The sequence below is a fragment of the Herbivorax alkaliphila genome (assembly GCF_030848475.1).
In the GTDB taxonomy this organism is placed as follows: Bacteria; Bacillota; Clostridia; order Acetivibrionales; family Acetivibrionaceae; genus Herbivorax.
Genome location: NZ_JAVDDS010000032.1, coordinates 1 through 17,918, shown reverse-complemented (window position 1 = coordinate 17,918; position 17,918 = coordinate 1). Strand labels below are relative to the sequence as shown.

At 31.1% G+C, this 17,918-nt stretch carries 19 protein-coding genes; 2 read left to right on the top strand and 17 right to left on the bottom strand.

Annotated features, from left to right (window positions below):
* Positions 1-29 precede the first annotated feature (29 nt).
* The 15 genes from priA to RBH29_RS11940 all read right to left on the bottom strand — a co-directional run bounded on the left by priA (position 30) and on the right by RBH29_RS11940 (position 13,871).
* Positions 30-2,477 (bottom strand): primosomal protein N', encoded by a 2,448-nt coding sequence (priA, locus tag RBH29_RS12010; RefSeq protein WP_306697108.1) that lies wholly within the window; start codon positions 2,475-2,477, stop codon positions 30-32.
* Between the two features lie 164 nt (positions 2,478-2,641).
* Positions 2,642-3,055 carry a hypothetical protein gene (locus tag RBH29_RS12005; RefSeq protein ID WP_306697105.1) on the bottom strand — a complete coding sequence of 138 codons (414 nt, stop codon included), beginning with the start codon at positions 3,053-3,055 and terminating at the stop codon, positions 2,642-2,644.
* Between the two features lie 123 nt (positions 3,056-3,178).
* Complete coding sequence (locus tag RBH29_RS12000; protein ID WP_306697103.1) at positions 3,179-3,694, bottom strand: Gx transporter family protein; 516 nt, start codon at positions 3,692-3,694, stop codon at positions 3,179-3,181.
* A gap of 43 nt (positions 3,695-3,737) precedes the next feature.
* Positions 3,738-4,118 (bottom strand): NusG domain II-containing protein, encoded by a 381-nt coding sequence (locus tag RBH29_RS11995; RefSeq protein WP_306697102.1) that lies wholly within the window; start codon positions 4,116-4,118, stop codon positions 3,738-3,740.
* A 54-nt stretch (positions 4,119-4,172) separates the two neighbouring features.
* Positions 4,173-4,820: a single-stranded DNA-binding protein gene (locus RBH29_RS11990; RefSeq protein WP_306697101.1), complete on the bottom strand. Its 648-nt coding sequence runs from the start codon at positions 4,818-4,820 to the stop codon at positions 4,173-4,175.
* Positions 4,821-5,161: 341 nt separating this feature from the next.
* A complete protein-coding gene (locus RBH29_RS11985) occupies positions 5,162-5,812 on the bottom strand; it encodes a Mur ligase family protein (protein WP_306697100.1) in 651 nt (216 codons plus the stop codon).
* A 124-nt stretch (positions 5,813-5,936) separates the two neighbouring features.
* Positions 5,937-6,719, bottom strand: coding sequence for a polysaccharide deacetylase family protein (locus RBH29_RS11980; RefSeq protein WP_306697098.1), 783 nt, complete (start codon positions 6,717-6,719; stop codon positions 5,937-5,939).
* Between the two features lie 142 nt (positions 6,720-6,861).
* Complete coding sequence (locus RBH29_RS11975) at positions 6,862-8,967, bottom strand: methyl-accepting chemotaxis protein (protein ID WP_306697096.1); 2,106 nt, start codon at positions 8,965-8,967, stop codon at positions 6,862-6,864.
* Positions 8,968-9,176: 209 nt separating this feature from the next.
* Positions 9,177-9,425 carry a hypothetical protein gene (locus RBH29_RS11970; protein WP_306697095.1) on the bottom strand — a complete coding sequence of 83 codons (249 nt, stop codon included), beginning with the start codon at positions 9,423-9,425 and terminating at the stop codon, positions 9,177-9,179.
* 35 nt (positions 9,426-9,460) lie between these two features.
* Complete coding sequence (locus RBH29_RS11965) at positions 9,461-9,979, bottom strand: ferritin (protein ID WP_306697094.1); 519 nt, start codon at positions 9,977-9,979, stop codon at positions 9,461-9,463.
* A gap of 118 nt (positions 9,980-10,097) precedes the next feature.
* The gene (locus tag RBH29_RS11960; RefSeq protein WP_306697093.1) at positions 10,098-10,895 is read right to left on the bottom strand and encodes a cohesin domain-containing protein; all 798 of its coding nucleotides are present in this window, start codon (positions 10,893-10,895) and stop codon (positions 10,098-10,100) included.
* Positions 10,896-11,038: 143 nt separating this feature from the next.
* Positions 11,039-12,202, bottom strand: a complete 1,164-nt coding sequence (locus RBH29_RS11955) for a fibro-slime domain-containing protein (RefSeq protein WP_306697091.1) — start codon at positions 12,200-12,202, stop codon at positions 11,039-11,041.
* A 54-nt stretch (positions 12,203-12,256) separates the two neighbouring features.
* Positions 12,257-12,646 (bottom strand): hypothetical protein, encoded by a 390-nt coding sequence (locus RBH29_RS11950; protein ID WP_306697089.1) that lies wholly within the window; start codon positions 12,644-12,646, stop codon positions 12,257-12,259.
* A 271-nt stretch (positions 12,647-12,917) separates the two neighbouring features.
* Positions 12,918-13,067, bottom strand: coding sequence for a hypothetical protein (locus RBH29_RS11945; RefSeq protein ID WP_306697088.1), 150 nt, complete (start codon positions 13,065-13,067; stop codon positions 12,918-12,920).
* 126 nt (positions 13,068-13,193) lie between these two features.
* Entirely contained in the window at positions 13,194-13,871 is a 678-nt protein-coding gene (locus tag RBH29_RS11940; RefSeq protein WP_306697086.1) for a class I SAM-dependent methyltransferase, read from the bottom strand.
* 162 nt (positions 13,872-14,033) lie between these two features.
* Here RBH29_RS11940 and RBH29_RS11935 point away from each other — a divergent pair, with 162 nt between their 5' ends.
* Together RBH29_RS11935 and RBH29_RS11930 are read left to right on the top strand one after the other, a co-directional pair.
* A complete protein-coding gene (locus RBH29_RS11935; protein WP_306697084.1) occupies positions 14,034-14,162 on the top strand; it encodes a hypothetical protein in 129 nt (42 codons plus the stop codon).
* Between the two features lie 262 nt (positions 14,163-14,424).
* A complete protein-coding gene (locus RBH29_RS11930; RefSeq protein WP_306697082.1) occupies positions 14,425-16,014 on the top strand; it encodes a cellulase family glycosylhydrolase in 1,590 nt (529 codons plus the stop codon).
* A gap of 175 nt (positions 16,015-16,189) precedes the next feature.
* On the opposite strand, the gene RBH29_RS11925 is transcribed toward RBH29_RS11930, so the two are convergent.
* Together RBH29_RS11925 and RBH29_RS11920 are read right to left on the bottom strand one after the other, a co-directional pair.
* Positions 16,190-16,678, bottom strand: a complete 489-nt coding sequence (locus tag RBH29_RS11925; protein WP_306697080.1) for a hypothetical protein — start codon at positions 16,676-16,678, stop codon at positions 16,190-16,192.
* A gap of 171 nt (positions 16,679-16,849) precedes the next feature.
* Positions 16,850-17,918: RHS repeat-associated core domain-containing protein (locus tag RBH29_RS11920; protein ID WP_306697079.1), on the bottom strand; the 1,069-nt coding region annotated here is incomplete at its 5' end.

The following is a 17,918-nucleotide window of genomic DNA, read 5'->3' as shown; positions in this document are numbered from 1 at the left end:
TTTAAATTCAACCATTACAACATTGTATATTATAACATACTTACAGGATTTATATCCACACTTAAATTGACAGAATTCTTTTTACTAGCATTATAATAATCATCCGATATTTTTGTCAAAACAGCTAAAAGTACATTTATTTTCTCACATTTTATAATTATTCGCCACCTGTATTTATTTTTAATTTTAGATAAAGGTGCCGGCAAAGGACCTAATACTTCACTTATACCCTCTGTACCCTTAAAACTCTCATAAATATTTTTCTTTACTTCATTTGCTCTATCAATCACCATTTTTTCATTAATTCCACTTAGTATTAATGATGCTAAATTAATAAAAGGTGGATATAAGAGCTTTTTTCTCATTAATATCTCTTTTTTGTAAAATGATTCATAGTCCTGATTACAGGCACATACAATACTAAAATTCTCAGTATTATATGTTTGAATTATTACTCTCCCTTCAACAGTACCCCTTCCTGCCCTTCCTGCTACCTGGGTTATTAGCTGGAAAGTTCTTTCAGTTGCTCTGTAATCTCCTGCATTTAATAAACTGTCAGCTGCTATAACTCCAACCAAAGTCACATTTGGGAAATCATGTCCTTTCGCAATCATCTGAGTTCCAACCATAACATTTATATTTTCTTCTTTAAAAACTTTTAAAATTCTTTCATGAGAATTTTTTCTCATTGTTGTATCCATATCCATCCTCAAAACTGTAGAATTTTTAAAATGTTTTTTTACTTCTTCTTCTATTTTTTGAGTTCCTGTTCCAAAACTTCTAATATGACTGCTTTTACATTTAGGGCATACATCAGGATTTTTTATTGTATAACCGCAATAATGACATATCAATCTTTTATCATAAGCATGATACGTAAGGGTAATATTGCAATTAGGGCACATAAGAGCATGCCCACAACCTCTGCATAAAATAAACGATGAATATCCCCTTCTATTTAAAAATATTATAGTCTGCTGCTTTTTTTCAATATTCTTTATTATCTCACAGGTCAATTTCCTGCTAAAAACCGACCTGTTTCCATCACTTAGCTCTTCTCTCATATCCACAATATGTACTTTTGGAAGAATCATATTATTAGCTCTTTTTGTCATTTCCATAAGTTCTATCTTGCCTGTTTGAGCTTTGTAATATGTCTCAACCGAAGGAGTTGCAGATCCATACATCAAAACAGCATTGTCCAGCTTGCATCTTATTCTAGCTACATCGGCTGCTTGGTATTTTGGAGTAAGCTCGGATTTATATGAGTGTTCATGCTCTTCATCAATTATTATAAGTGCTAATTTATCTACCGGAGCAAACACTGCTGACCTTGCTCCAACCACAACTTTAATATCGCTGTCACGTATTAATCTCCATTGATCATAACGCTCCCCTAAAGACAACCTACTGTGTAATACAGCCACATCATTTCCAAACCTTCCTTTGAACCTTTCCACCATCTGAGGTGTCAAAGATATCTCTGGAACAAGTACAATTGCCTGTTTTCCTTTGTTAATACAGTTTTCTATAAGCTGAAGATAGACTTCTGTCTTTCCACTTCCAGTAACACCATGCAAAAGAACTTCTTTAAATTTTCTTTCATTGAGAAATTTTTTTGTTTTTTCCAATACAATAGCCTGCTGATAAGTAGGTTTTAAAGGAAAAGTTTTTTCAAAAACAGTATTTTTATGAGGATCTCTTTTTACTTCAATTTCCCTGTAATCAATATAGCCATTTTTATTTAAAGTATTTAAAACACTAGACGATACCCCTGTAAACCTTGTAATATCACTTACAGAAATATATTCATTTTCTATAAGCATTTCAAGTACCCTTATCTGCTTTATGTTCTTTATACCATTTGACTCAATTTCCTCAATAACTTCCTCAATAGACTTTACAATAAAGGCAACTTTTATATGTTTTTTATTAACCCCCATTGTAAATTCTTCAGTAACATCAATAACTCCTAGTTCTTCAAGACTCTTTATGTATTTAGGGAAAGTCCTAGAATTTATAATTTCCCTAAGCTCTTCATAATCTATTTTTCCTCCACATGAACTAAGTTTACTAACTATTTTAGCCTTGTTTCCTCTAAGAGTAGCTTCATTATTTTTAAGCACTACAGTTTTTGAACTCTTTACTCCGATTCCCGGTGGAAGCATACTCCTTATAACATCTGAATATGTACATATATACCGTTTTTTCATCCATCTAGCTAATCTAATCATTGAATAACTCAACAAAGGCTTTCGGTCAATAAAATCCTTTATTTTCTTCAATCCTTTTATTTCAGTTTTTTCAATAATATCAAAAACATATCCTTCAATATGCCTGTCTGACCTACCAAAGGGAACAATCACTCGAATCCCTGTATTTATTAAATCAAGAAGCTCATGTGGAATTATATAGTGATATTCTTTATCAAATTTTCTTGTAGAATTACTTATTACAACTACAGCAATTTTATGCATTTTACTCCATCCAAATATTTTAATATAAATTCTAAATCTTTCATTTTAAGTTCTAAAACTTCAAAATATAAGAATACTGCCGCAAAACAAATTTGTTCTACAGCAGCATTTTTCTCTAAAACTCCAAAATAAAAACATAGTCTGTTTTTATAAACAACTATGATTTAATAATACTCTTTAATAAATTCCGGCATAGAATTCGGATCTCCTTCTATTGACATGTAAAAATCAATATTGTATTCATCAGAAAGTTTATTTATACCATCAAATAACTTTTTTAACTCATCATTATCTTCACCTATAACTTTAGAAACATTATCGACAAATACTCCACTAATATCATAATTTCCTGATATCACTCCACATAAAAAACCGAGAAAAATAAAAGACCCACTGACTTGTAAAGGAAATTCAGATAAATTAATAAACCTTATCTTGTGATTCAATTCATACATCAACTGACTACTTCCATCAATAAAAACTACATCTCCAGAACAAGTATCCACAAGACTGTTTGAGGAATCCACCAAAACCCTTGTCTTTCCCACACCTTTTTTCCCACAAATAACTTTTATCATCAGCATCTATCCTTTCCTCAAATTATACTTATATCTATACCTTAATACAAATCCTAAATGTTTTCAAGGATATTTTTTGTCAAGTTTTTATATATGACAACAATAATAATAGCTGTTGCTGTCCTAAGTATCAAATATCTTTGCTTTTCTAAGTTTCCTTTCCAAAAAACTGCTGACAATTCCAATCAAAACCCCCATCACACTGCCAAAAACAAGAATTAATGGCAAAATGGTAATCACAGCTATATCCCTCATTAAAAATGTTGCAACCAGTACCTGTCCAATGTTGTGTGCTGCCGCACCTGCTATACTAATACCTATAATGCTAAAAATATCACCTTTTACTTTATATAAACCTGCCATAACAATTGCACTTAAAATTCCACCTACACTACTAAATAAAAAAACTATCAGTCCACCTCCACCCAAAATTGAAATAATCATAGTTCTAATCATAACAACAGTCAGTGCTTCTTTAAAACTAAAAAATATTATTACAACAACAGTAATAATATTTGCAAGCCCAAGTTTCACCCCTGGAACTGGTACAGGAACAGGTATCCATGATTCAATTATTGATAAAATCAAAGCTTGTGATATCAAAAGCGATATCAAAACCAATTTTTTTGTTTTATTCACATATACCCCTTCTAAAAATAAATGGTTTTTAATTCTACAAATTCTAGTGTGTTACTATATCAACTCCACTATCTGCCCCTTCTATTTTAATGATAATTTGGTATGGAAGACAAACTGCCATTTCACCTTTTTTTGAAATCCACCCACTATTAACACATACCTGATTTGGACAATCAGATTTATAAAATTTAATACGTCCATTCTCCGCATGTATAGTAACATTATATTCTTTAAATAATTCAAGCTCTTTTAATTCATCTAAATCATCAATAAAAATTCTTTCAACCTCTATATCACCTTGTTTTATAACTGCAACTTTATCAAAATCACCTTTATCAGATTTATAATAATAAATTCCCATAGATGAAATTATTATTATTACTAAAATAACTCCAAATATAAATATATCACCTTTTTTAATCATAAAAAAACATCCTTGATATGTAAAACTTTTCTTTTGTAGCTTTTTTCATGTTAATTATGTATCTTCCTTATCGTTTTTGCATATTTCCATTTTTGAAACAGACACCTCATAGGCTGTTTTTGTTATAGACTCACCTGTTTCAAGCTTCTTCTGGTATTCTCTGCTTTGAATTCTTCCCCATATCCTTATATTCTGACCCACTTCTAAATTAGATGAAAAGCGAGCATTTCTTCCCCACGCTATGCATGGTATGTAATCTGATTTGTTGTAAGGTCTATTTACTGCCAATAACATATCTGTAATCTCTCTACCAAAAGGAGTTGTACGGTAGATAGGACTCTTACAAATAAATCCATCAAGGTAAATCTGATTAGGATTTTTTATCTTTTCCTTATCTTCTAAAAAATCAATCTCTCGGGCAAAAACAGTTAAAATAAGCTTACTTCCATCATTACTGTTATAATTGTTATAAGAACGAAATTGGCCCTCAATCTCAACATATCTTCCAATTTCCAAATCTTCCTTCGTACTCAATCGCTCTGATATGGTTATACATATTTTATCACAACTATCACTTAATCTTGGCACTTCCAGTATAAAAGAATAAAATCCCTCACCGTAAACCTCATGGCTAAATTTTGCTTCTGATGATATCTTACCGGAAATGGTCACCATGTTGTTCTCAATGATGTTTCCGACCATTTGCCCCCCACTCCTCTCTTAGGCTTGTTACACTTCTTTAGTAATGACTAAGAAATAACATCCGATCCTAATCGTCCAAAGACCGTTAAATCATCTGGATTTTGTCCTTGAGAATACGAAATTATTTCTAAGACATTCCTTAGACATTTTAAAAATATATCTAATGTCATGTTATTCAAGAAAAGTTCTTTTTAGAATTACTTTTGTATATTAAGTTTTAAATATTATTTATACTTTCATCAATAAAGCATTTCCAATCTTTATTATAGTACATTTTTTTCATCTTGCAAATACAATTATTTTTGTATTTCAACTAAAAATGCATTAAATTTGTTTTAAATTCAATTATTCATCAAGTTTATATCTACACCATTAATTAAAGCGAAAGTAGCCGCTGCTAAAACATTATATGTATCCAAACCATTTAAGTCAGCTTTTATTTTAAATTCCTGCGGCTCAACTATCTTGCCATTTTTTGTGTGTATTGATCTTTGCAAACAACACATAATATTGTCTTTTTCCATAAAATCACCTATACTTGATGTTGTTATACTTGCCTTTAAGTTAAAGCCATACGTAACTATATAATGCTTTATTCCAGTTAAAAAACTGTTGAGATTATTATCGTCAGAATTAACAATGGCAACACCTTTTTCATTTAATGATGAAAATGTTTTTTTCATCATTTTTCTATAACTCTCAATTTTGTCTTCATCAATTTCATCGGCTTTATCTGTAAAAATAATAATATCAAATTTCAAATTATAGAAAATTTCTTTTAAAGCATCCTTAAAGTCAACCTTTAAAATAACAATATCAATATTGTTTTTTTCAAGTTCATTAAAATAGCTTCTAACTCTTCTTGTATCAAAACTTGATAAGTTTTTAGAATCAACAATACTTACTCTTTTTCTTGAATTTGATAAAATTTGATTAATCAAATTAGCTGTCTTTTCTTTGTTATTTTGACCAATTATAGCTGCTATAAGCAATTAATATACCTCATTTCATATTGCATTTAAAATTCTAATAATAGTAACCTTTAAACTATATTTACTTTTTTAAACTCAGTTTTATATTTTGCTTTTTTTTGTTTTTTATGTGCAAAGTTCTTAATTATAAATTGTCACTCTTGTTTTTTCTTTGTTTCCCTGTGTTATCAATATAGTAGCTGTCTTTAATTATTAATTCTGAAACTGGTACAAAAATATACCCATTGTTTTTTAAATTAACAATTATATCTGAAATTGTGGCTACAGTGTGTGCTGTATCATTATGAAATAATAAAATTGATCCATTTTTTATATTATTATTTATTCTCTCATGTATTTTTTCAGGAGTAATACCAGGTTTCCAATCTAGACTATCTACATCCCATTGAATTGTATAATAATTCAATTCTCTTGCTGCTCTTACCACATTATTATTATATTCACCATAAGGTGCTCTAAATAAATTAACTTCTTTACCTGTTATTTTTTCTAAAACCGTATCACATTTTAAAATTTCATCTTTTACTCTGCTTTTATCTATATTCCCCATTTTGATATGTGAATATGAGTGATTTGCAACATCATGACCTGCTTCAAAAATCATTCTTACAGCCTCAGGAAATTTTTCTGCCCATGTGCCCACAATAAAAAAAGTAGCTCTTACATCATGACTTTCTAATATTTTTAAAATATCGGGGATATCATCACTTCCCCATGCACAATCAAAAGTAATAGCAATTTTTTTATCCGGACAGTCCACCGAATATATAGGCAAATCCCTTTTTGTTTGAAAAACTGTTAAGACCTCTTGTCTTGAATAAAAAAAGACTACCACTAATACAATTATAGCAATAATTAAAAAGATACTTTTTAATATGCTGTTAATTTTAAAAACATAAAGCTTCATAAAAAATATTCTCCCACACAATATTAATTTCTTATAATAATATTATTGTGTGGAGAGAACATATATGCACCGCTAAAATGAAAAGTTCAAAAGTATATAGATTTCTTATTTTATTCACTCACTATACGCTGTAAACAACTTTTTAATACTTTCCAAACTCATTCTCATTTAATAAAATACTTGAACTATCTGAATCATTATTAAAATCTTTTTTTGAAACTTCTTTGCTTTTTATCTGTTCATCATCATTTGTATTTTTTTGCCTATCTATTAGTTTTTTTGTATCCGCTTCTTTAAGGAGTTTAAGAATGTCAGAATCTATTTTGTCAATATTGGTTTCATTTTTTCTATTTTTTAATCTAAATTCACTTACCATCCTTTTTAAAACCTCTGCCTGACTTGAAAGCTCTTCACTGGCTGCTGCAGCTTCCTGGGAAGTAGCAGAATTAGTTTGAACCACTTGGGATATCTGGTCAATTGCCTGACTAACCTGATTCATTCCTGATTTTTGTTCATTAGATGCAGAAGCTATTGCTTCTAGCAATTCTCCTGTTTCTGCAACTCCTTTCACAATTTTATCTAATGCTTCTGCTGTTTCATTTGCATATTTTGTTCCATTTTCAACTTTACTAATTGATCCTTCTATCAATTCTGTTGTCTCTTTAGCCGCATTTGCACTTCGTGCTGCTAAATTTCTTACCTCTTCTGCCACAACTGCAAAGCCTTTTCCATACTGACCTGCCCTTGCAGCTTCTACTGCAGCATTAAGAGCTAAAATATTAGTCTGAAATGCAATTTCATCAATTACTTTTATTATTTTAGATATATTTGAAGAAGAATCATTTATTTCATCCATAGATTTTAACATATCTTGCATCTTAGCATTTCCCTCTTCTGCTCCTTCTTTAACTTTATCTGAAAGTTCATTTGCCCTGTTTGCATTATCTGTGTTCTTTTCTGTCTGTGATTCTAATTCTTCCATAGATGAAGAAACCTCTTCTATTGAACTTGCCTGCTCAGTAGCTCCCTGAGAAAGAGCCTGACTAGAATCAGACAATTGTTTGGCTCCTGCAGCCACCTCTTCTGATGCAGAATCTATATTTGTCATAACTTCATTAACATTATACGCCATTTTTGAAAAGGCTTCTCCTAACTCTCCTATCTCATCTTTAGTTCTTATTTCTACATCTACATCAAGATTTTTATTTGCAATTTCTTTAGACACTTCTACAAGCTCTCCAATTGGTTTTTTAAAGCTCTTACTAAACAAAATCCCAACAAAAACTACTATAAATCCAGCCAAAGCACATATTCCAATAATCACATACAAAAGTCTTGTTACTTCTTCAAAGGCCTCTTGTGAATCAAGTTCAAAAACCATACCAAAGGGCATTCCACCTATATGAAACACTTGATAGTTTCCTAAAACATCTTCGCCTGAACTATTTGTATACTCTGAAGCTTCTCTAAAACTACTACCTGAACCTATATTAGTAGAAAGTTCGCTTACAGCATGATTATCAACCCTGTCTCTAAAAGGCTCTCCATGTCCAAACCTTGGAGCTGAAATCAGAAGACCATTTTCATCAACTATATATGCATCAGCAGACCGCCCAGCAACTTCTAACCCATCCGTCACTATAGCTGAAATTGCACTCTCTTCTGCAACAACACTAAAAACACCTACAATATCACCTGAAGTTCCTTCAGAGTACACTGGAACAGATATAGCCATACAATCTTCATTAATAATATCTGAATAAAAGAACTCTGAATAACTTAAATTCCCTTGAAGTGCCTCTTGAAAATAATCTCTATCCCAAAGACTTGCCCCAACTACTCCATCATCTGAAGAATAAACTATCCTTCCCTCAGTATCAATTATATTTAATAGAGGAATATCATATTCTTCAACTAATATATTAAAACCACTATCCATCATTTCAACTCTTTCCTGCCACTCTGTCGATTCTATGTCACCTTCTACATCTCTTAAAATATTCATTGATTGATATGTAGATCTAGTAGATGCTGCTATTTCTGTATTTGCAACTAAATCCTCAATCCAAGTATCTATTTCTTCCGTCTTTTGATCTAAATATACCTCCTGAAGCTGATAAACAGAATTCTGTATAGAATCTCTAGACTGTAAAAATGCAAAAGTACCTACTCCAATTAAAGGTATCAAACTTATTATAAGCATAATGGCAATTAACTTTGTACCAACTTTCATGTTCTTAAATCCCATTAAATTCACCAACCTTTATTATTTTTAATGTTTTTTATCTTTTTTTCATCAATTAATATATCGGATTTTATTAATTTTTAGTTAATCCTTAATTCACAGAAAAATTTAGTTAATTGTTAAAGATATGATTATTTTAATTTTTCACAAAAAAAAGAAATGGTTTTTGCTTTTTTAATATTTAAAGCAAAAACCATTTCTTTTTTTTAAGATTAAATGCTAAGGGTTTTAGCTCTTACACCCTCTATATCATTAAGCTGATTTTCCAATGACTTAATTTCTTCTTCATTACCTGTTACCTGTAACAAAACCAGCCCTTCTTCTGAACAAACATTTTCTGTTTCATGAAGTCCAACTCTCATTTTAATATTACAACCATGTTTAGTAAATACCTCCTGAACCTTAGGTGCTTTATTAGACCTGTGGTTTATAACAACTGCCATAACATTATACTCAGCCATAATCATTCTCTCCTTTATTTTTAAATATTTTATTATTATTGCCCTGTATTTTCAGCTAATGGAGTATATACTCTCTTAGCCATTTCTGCATCAATCATAAGAATTCCTTTTCCGTCATTACCTACAATCTTGAATTTTTTAAGATTTCCATCTGCTGTATCTTCTTCCTCAACTTGCTCATTTACAAACCACTGTAAAAATGAATATGTTGAATGATCTTTTTCACTTAATGCAACATCCACAATATTATGAATGGACTTAGTAACAAATTGTTCATGCTCTAAAGTAAGCTTCAAAACCTCTTCTATTGACTCAAAATCAACTTTAGGTGAATCAATTTTAGAAAGAGATACTTTGCCTCCCACTTGATTGACGTAATCAAATATTTTTAATGCATGATCCTTCTCTTCCTGAGCTTGGATAAAGTAAAAGTTGGCAAAACCATCTAAATTAATAGATTTAAAATATGCCGTCATTGATAAATACAAGTACGAAGAATAAAACTCTTTTTGAATTTGATCATTTAGTAATTTAACCATATTATCACTAATCATTTTACACTACCTCCTTTATTATTTCATATTAAATATACCCAGTATATAATAATTCTAACACAAAAAAGCTTGCTTTAAAGCAAGCTTTTTTGTGTTAGAATTTTATTTAAGTTAATCACTATTTAACTGTTATAATTCCAGGTATATACCATACTGATAGTGCATCAAAATACTGATCTTCAAAATATTCACCATGACTTAAGCGAATTGCAGTCTTACCTTCAGGTGCATTTTCTTTAATCTTTGCAGTAATCACTGCAAACTCTCCATCAGAATCAATGGGTTGCCTTCTTGCAGAAAATGAATCAAATGATATCTTCACTATTCCATTTCTTCCATTGTAACTAAACCCTGAACCATCTTCTGATAGCAATTTTCCAGCTCTGACACTTTCTATTTCTAAAATATCTCTGTCATACAACAGTTCAAAATCAACTCTGAATATACCTCCTTTAGGTAAATATGCCAAGGAAACAGGAATCTCAACAGTACTCCCCTTAGTAGCTGACACATCACCAAGACTTAGATCTATGGTATCATATTGGCTAAATTTAACATCTCTAACTTCTGGTATAATATCATATCCTACAGATGCACTTGGAATCACTTCGTCTTCTTGTACTATTTCATCCTCTTGTATTACTTCCTCCTCATCTGGCCTCTCAACTTCAACTCTTCTTAACTCTTCATTCCAATTAACATCTATTCCCAATACATCTCCTAGTGCTCTAAGTGGAAGATAAGTTCTTCCATCAATTACTAGCGGAGGATTTTCACCTTTGTACTGTACATCGTTAACATAAATGTCAAAAGTAGCTCTTAAAGCTGTTATACCATTAGATACTGCATTAGTCATTAAAACTGAAGCACATAAAACTGAAATTATTATTACTAACATGCTATTACTTTTTTTCATTTAAAAAACACCTCTTTTACAAAAATCACCGATCACCTTCAAATACAATGATGCTCTTCTTTTTAAACAAGAACCGTAAAAACTCATGCACCCCTCTAGTAAATCAAAATGGATGTTTGTTGTTTTATGGAAATTAACGTAATTTACTGAATGTCTATTTCCCAAGTAACTTCTACTGTTTTATCAGCCTCCTGTTCAAATCCACCGAGCTCAACATTTACACTTATTTCACTTTCTCCTACGTCAATACCTTTTACTATAATTGTCTCTCCATCTTCTTCAATAATCTCTAGAACATCTTCATCTACATACCAAGTAAAACTCGGATTAGTTACATCTTCTGGCTCAGTTATTGCAGTATAAGTTGCAAATTGCCCAAGACAAATGGAACCTGGACCATCTATTCTTACTCCAAATTCAACATTTATTGTCACATTGTTATCTACATAAAAATCACCAGTATGCAGACCCACAATTGTTCCAGAAGTATAATTTAATGAATAACTAGTTATTGTATCATCAGGATTAACTTTATATTCCCCTGGTTTAACTAGTCTCGCTTTTACTGTTATTGTATATTGCTCAATCAGATACTTCCCTGTAGATGAATCAAATTTATATTCCAATCCAAAGTCCTCATCTGAGATAGGTTCTTCTAATTTAGTACCAACTATATTACCTTCCTCATTAACTTTATCTGATTTTCTTAATACACCTGAATCAATTACTTCTAATCCTAATGGCAAATTAGTTTCAAAGCTGAAGCTAATTCCACTTATTGTTAAATCTTCTCTGTCTGGCAAATCAATTTCCTGCTCTGGAAAAACATATTGAAGCTCTACTATATCTCCTACCTTTCCACTTGCCTCGTTACTATAACTCCCATCTTCATTTCTTACACGAAGATTCATATCATGATCCTGTTCGGTATAAAAATCAATAGTGGTCTGCATTGTAAAATTAGAGGCAATTGTATGTCTTTCTGCATGAAAAAAATTAAAGGTATATATTTCACCTTCCTCTAAACCAATATCTAAATCATCTAAATTTATCTCTTCTTCAATTTCTCCATGAACTCCCCCTATGTCAATTACTAACTTACCATCAATAAATACCCATACATCATCATCTCCCACAAACGTAAAAGTTTCTCCACCTTTATACATAAATTCACTTTGTATTTCTGTAGTAAAGTGGAAATTTCTATGTTCACGTACTGTTTCAAATTCATTGCTACCTACTCTTCTAGTAACCTCTACAAGCCCATCGTCATGCTCAAAATGTCCAAAGGTTTCCTCCCCTTCCAAAAGTTCATCGTCATCAATTGGGAAAAACTGATCATCGGTAAATTCATAATAAGGTTAACCATCTTCTTCTCTAAACCTTAGCCCTAACTCAATTTCACGTTTAATTGGAATATTAACACCCTCAACATCCCTATACCACTGGCTAAATGTCTCTGCATTTGTAATTACTTGCCCTTCCACTCCTGCAAAAACAGGCTTCATTTCTTCATCTAATTCTTCTGCCACAAGACCTAAAGTTGCACCACGGTCAAAGTCCCTATAAGCATTGTTTTCAAAATCCGGATGAGTATGATGAAAATCTCTTATAGTCGCCTCAAAAGTAACTCTGTCTGGCAACTCCAGCTCAACATTAGCCTTGACTGGAGTTGTAATTAGAAAACTTGGTAACATAGCAGAAATCACAAACACTAGAGTTGCTAGCAAATAAAAAAATCTTTTTTTCATAAATACACTCCCTCCCTATTAATATCTAATCTTTTTACTTTAAAAAACTTTAATGACAAAAAATACGTGGATGCTCACGGTGTTACAGAAAAGATGTAACAAAATGTGTTATAATAAAGCCAATATACTAATTCATAAACCATCTCCTTTTTAAAAAACTTTTAATTTTAAAATAGTATATCAAACTAAATATAACTCCCCTTACTTTAAATTATATCAAAATAATCCAAGTAGAGTATATAGTAGTAAATTATTATTTAATAGCATTATTTTATACATAAAGCACGCTCATTCTAGAAGCTTCAACATATTTTTTAACTTTATAATAAGATTTCGGCACATCCAGCCCTTTCGATATTAAGTCTTTCTCTTCATTCCAATACTTAATCAGCTTTTTGCTTCTTAATATAAAATTGCTCATCCAAGGCAAAAAATATTTTGCTTTGGATGAGCAAACAATACTCTAAATTATTAATCTAAAAATTTAAATTTATCTTATTCTAAGACTCCACCTGAAGCCTCGATGTTTAGCTTTAGCTAAACGAGTTCACTTGCAAATATAAATTCTGTACCCTACCTTTTTATAAAAGCATCTTATAAAATTTAAATGTGGAGAAAAATCTCTCAACATTTTAAAGGATCTTAATCTGCATGTAGGTCTTGATTTTATTTTGTAACTCTTTACATCTTTAAACCCAGCTTCTAAAAATATATCCGTCCATTCTTGTAAATCAGGAATATTTTCTATTCCATAGACTGATTTAATTTTTTTTAAGTCATTTTCACTTAAATTTGACTGAGCAGTTATTTCTATTGCAACTAAAGTTCCTCCCTCTTTTATTACACGAAAATACTCTTTTATTGATTTTTTTATATCTGTAAAAACCGTAACAGATTCAGATAATACAATGTCAAAAGTATTAGATAAAAATTTCATATTTGATGCATCTTCTCTTAATAATTTTATCCCAAGATTTTCCTTTCTAAATCTTTCATCTGCTATCTCTAACATTTTGTTATCAATATCAATTGCAGTCACTTTACATTTGTAAGTTTTGGATATATGTGCAGCTGTTTGGCCTGTGCCACAACCTACATCTAATAAATTTGTATTTTTATTTATATAAAGGCTTTTAAGCAGCTCTTTTGTAAGGGGTAATCCTCCTGGATGAGCACCTCCAATTTTATATTTAGATAATAGCCCTATGTATGTAAGTGATTTCATTATCCTTCTCCTAACTTATATAAATTATTTGACTTTCTAAGCATTCTTTTAATTATATGAAATAATATCAAATTTAACAGTAACAATTTATATGTATTATAAATAATATGATATTACATGAAAATACTTATGGGTTATATCTCAACGAAAGGAGTGCTTTAAATGGATGATTCAAGATATGCAGGTGCAGGAGTAGGATTTGGAGGAGGAGGATTTTTCTTCATAATAATCCTTATAGTATTGTTACTGCTAATATTCCCAATGTTTGGAGCTGGAGCATTTTTTATTTAAAAAATAAGATAATACTTTTCAGCAAGACGTATCGAACTCGGTACGTCTCTTCTATTTATTTATTCTAAGACTCCACCTGAAACCTCGATGTTTAGCTTTAGCTAAACAAGTTTACTCCCTTACTTTGTATTCGTAAAGTCATACAATATGAGTACATAACCCCTCAAAATTTTTTTAATAAAACGAACATATATAATATAGAGCAAAAAAATTTTAAAGTTTTGCCTTTTGATTTTTTATTTATTTAATTGGAGGAGAGTATATGAAAAATACTAAAAAAATTACTTTTTTAAAATTTATAGTTATGATAACTATAATTTCAATGCTTACAGTTTATTTTTTCCCTGAAAAAAATAAAACAGAAGCAAATGCGTCTAGTGATGGAAATTGGTTTACCACACAGGGCAATAATATAGTGGATCAAAATGGTAACGTAGTTTGGCTTACAGGAATCAACTGGTTTGGTTATAATACAGGAACAGGGGTTTTTGATGGTGTATGGAGTGTAAACATGGAAGAAGCTCTTCAAGGAATGGCTGACCGTGGGTTCAACCTTTTAAGATTACCTATATCAACTCAACTTCTGCATGAATGGCAAAATGGAATATACCCTGAAGCAAACGTAAACGACTTTGTAAATCCTGAATTAGCAGGTATGAATAGCTTGGAAATATTTGATTATGCATTTGAATTATGCCGTGAAATGGGTATGAAGGTAATGGTAGATATACATAGTCCACATACACATGCAATGGGACATTTTTATCCATTATGGTACAATGAAGAATATACAACTGAAATTTATTTCGAAACTTTAGAATGGCTTACTGAGAGATTTAAAAATGATGACACTTTAATTGCAATTGACCTTGCAAACGAACCTCATGGTAACCCAAATGAAGACGAACTTTTTGCTAAATGGGATGGTTCTACCGATGAAAACAACTGGAAACATGCTGCCGAAACTGCTGGTAAGAAAATCCTTGCAATTAACCCTAATTTACTTATTGTTGTAGAAGGCAATTATGTTTATCCTAAAGAAGGTTATGACTACACTGCAAGAGATGTGCCTGGAGAACCCAGTAAATATCATTTCACATGGTGGGGCGGAAATTTAAGAGGTGTTAGAGACTATCCTATAGATTTAGGAGAGGGGCAAGCTCAGCTTGTATATTCACCTCATGACTACGGTCCTTTAGTACATGAACAGCCATGGTTTTACGACGGCTTTAATCAAGAAACTCTATACAATGATCTCTGGAAGGATAATTGGGCTTATATACACGAAGAGGAAATCTCTCCACTTTTAGTTGGAGAATGGGGTGGATTTATGGACGATGGCCCTAATGAACAGTGGATGAAAGCTCTTCGTGATTACATGATAGACAATCGTATTCACCACACATTTTGGTGTTATAATGCTAATTCTGGAGATACTGGTGGAATGGTTGACCATGACTTTAAAACATGGGATGAGGAAAAATATGCTCTTGTTAAACCTGCTCTATGGCAGGACAGTGACGGTAATTTTATAGGACTTGATCAGGATATACCTTTAGGCTCAAACGGTGTTTCACTATCCCAACACTTTGATGGGGAAACACCAGTTACAACTCCTACACCAACACCAACAGAACCTCCTGAAATTATATTGGGAGATTTAAATAATGATGGCATTGTTGATTCAACAGATCTTTCAATAATGAAAAGATATTTATTAGGCATAATGGATGACTTGCCTACACCTTATCCTTATGAATCAGTAGCAGATATAAATGGTGATGGTGAAATTGATTCAACTGACTACATGTTAATGTCACGATATGTTTTAAATATAATTGATTCGTTCTAAATAAAGCTAGAGAGGTTGGTAGATAATAATTCACCTACCAACCTCTCTATTGCTAGCCTTGTCATATAAATAGTTGTCTTTCGAAGATGACTCTGTGAAAGTTTTAATTATTACTGAATTACTAAAGGTTTTTATCTTAAGATTTAAACCTATGCTCCAAGTTTATATTCTACCATTACTCTAAAAAGTAATCTTTTTTTCTTAAATGAAAACTCCATTCAGAAACTTTATCTTCATTTGGAGTTCCGACACTTCCTAAACGACCTTCGAATTGGCAAATTATTTCTTTATCTGGGTTACGAAATTCAATCAAAATTTCACCAAAATGATTATTATGATTTCTAATATGAGCATTTTTAATAGTCTCAAAAACATTTTCTTGCATTATATATTCTTTTCCTGACTCAAAAATTTCATTGATTGTGTCTATATCTACTTTTTCATTTAGTCTATAAGTTAAATTTAGAAATGTTCTGTAACTGCCGATACTAACATTTTCTATTTGGCTATATTCATTTAAAGTAGTCTTTTTAAAATCGTCCCATTCCTCTATGTCATAAAATGGTGTTTCGAGAAGTGGCCAAATATAATAACATGCAAATACTATAAATGGCATAGCTACAATAATAGCTACAGCAAGAATAATTTTTATCTTTTTTTTCATAAAATACAACCTCTCCTTTTATAAGTTTTAAATGAAAATAAATACTATTTAATATACAAATTTAATTTCTCAGTAATTTATTTAAAACGTTTATCTTTATTAATATGATAGATTAGTTATATTTTGAGGAGTAAAGAATAGTTTTGAAAATTTTCTTTACTCCCCAAAGTCTTATTCTACTTCAAAATATATAACACCAGGTCTCGAAAAATTATTTAAAAAATTGCTTTGAGCTCCATCATAAACATCGTTTAAGCTAAGAGTAACTATGCCTCCCCAAGTTGAAGCAGTAATCTCAATATCTCCAGTGTTTTTGTCTTCAGCCATTGAAGTAATTACTACCCAATGTCTATCAAAATCTGATGTTCTTTTATCTCCGTATGCGTCTATGTATTCTATTTCTTTAAGATCTGGATTAAATACATTTATTAATGCAACAGGTCTATCTTTTTCTAATCCTTCTCTTATATAAGCTACTACATTATTAAATGTACCTTTTTCATCACTCCAATTTGCTTTTAGATTGATGTTTCTGTCTTCTGCAAATTCTTCTACTCCCTTAATAAAATCTCCAATACCAATACCAAATGATGGTGGAATAAATTTCTTTCTGTCTTCACGCTCTTCTGCTTTATATAATTCAAAGGGAGTAACATAATTGTAAAGAGTTTCCATATAACTTGCAAAATCTACACTATTAATGTTATTTGTGTCATAATCATATAAACCTGCTAATTCAGAATCATTTACTGCCATATAAGCTAAAACATTAGCAGCAGCAGCCGGTCCACATCCACCAAATCTTTGACTATCTCTCTCAAACCAGCTTTGAGCACCTCCGTAAAAAATATTATTCTGATGCTCTATTTCTAAAAAATTCGGATTTGAAAGACTTGTTGTTATTATATTGGGAGATATAGCAAAATCACTATAAAACTCACTTTCATTAACCATTATTCTGTTATTTTCATCCAACACACCAACTTGACTACCTCCATAAGCATAAACTTTTCCATCAGATCTTACATAATAATTTTTGCTAACATCACCAATACTTATAGTTGCCATTTTGCTGTCATCATCCCAATCAATGAGACTTGCATTATGTTGTTTTGCTGCACTTCTAAGTTGTAACTTGTACTCCCTTGAATGTCCTGTTGGGTCAAAGTACATGATAGGCTCATTATGGCAATACGTGTAGAGATTCAAACTTAGTGGATCATTTGGGTCACCCCAATAG

Bases quoted from the DNA above. Each gene is read 5' to 3' on its own strand.
- RBH29_RS11965 (WP_306697094.1), bottom strand. From the start codon at position 9,979: ATGATTAGTGATAATATGGTTAAATTACTAAATGATCAAATTCAAAAA.
- RBH29_RS11930 (WP_306697082.1), top strand. From the start codon at position 14,425: ATGAAAAATACTAAAAAAATTACTTTTTTAAAATTTATAGTTATGATA.
- RBH29_RS11990 (WP_306697101.1), bottom strand. From the start codon at position 4,820: ATGGTCGGAAACATCATTGAGAACAACATGGTGACCATTTCCGGTAAG.
- RBH29_RS11935 (WP_306697084.1), top strand. From the start codon at position 14,034: ATGGATGATTCAAGATATGCAGGTGCAGGAGTAGGATTTGGAGGAGGA.
- RBH29_RS11995 (WP_306697102.1), bottom strand. From the start codon at position 4,118: ATGATTAAAAAAGGTGATATATTTATATTTGGAGTTATTTTAGTAATA.
- priA (WP_306697108.1), bottom strand. From the start codon at position 2,477: ATGCATAAAATTGCTGTAGTTGTAATAAGTAATTCTACAAGAAAATTT.
- RBH29_RS12005 (WP_306697105.1), bottom strand. From the start codon at position 3,055: ATGATAAAAGTTATTTGTGGGAAAAAAGGTGTGGGAAAGACAAGGGTT.
- RBH29_RS11925 (WP_306697080.1), bottom strand. From the start codon at position 16,678: ATGAAAAAAAAGATAAAAATTATTCTTGCTGTAGCTATTATTGTAGCT.
- RBH29_RS11980 (WP_306697098.1), bottom strand. From the start codon at position 6,719: ATGAAGCTTTATGTTTTTAAAATTAACAGCATATTAAAAAGTATCTTT.
- RBH29_RS11960 (WP_306697093.1), bottom strand. From the start codon at position 10,895: ATGAAAAAAAGTAATAGCATGTTAGTAATAATAATTTCAGTTTTATGT.
- RBH29_RS11945 (WP_306697088.1), bottom strand. From the start codon at position 13,067: ATGAGCAATTTTATATTAAGAAGCAAAAAGCTGATTAAGTATTGGAAT.
- RBH29_RS11940 (WP_306697086.1), bottom strand. From the start codon at position 13,871: ATGAAATCACTTACATACATAGGGCTATTATCTAAATATAAAATTGGA.
- RBH29_RS11970 (WP_306697095.1), bottom strand. From the start codon at position 9,425: ATGGCTGAGTATAATGTTATGGCAGTTGTTATAAACCACAGGTCTAAT.
- RBH29_RS11950 (WP_306697089.1), bottom strand. From the start codon at position 12,646: ATGAAAAAAAGATTTTTTTATTTGCTAGCAACTCTAGTGTTTGTGATT.
- RBH29_RS11975 (WP_306697096.1), bottom strand. From the start codon at position 8,967: ATGGGATTTAAGAACATGAAAGTTGGTACAAAGTTAATTGCCATTATG.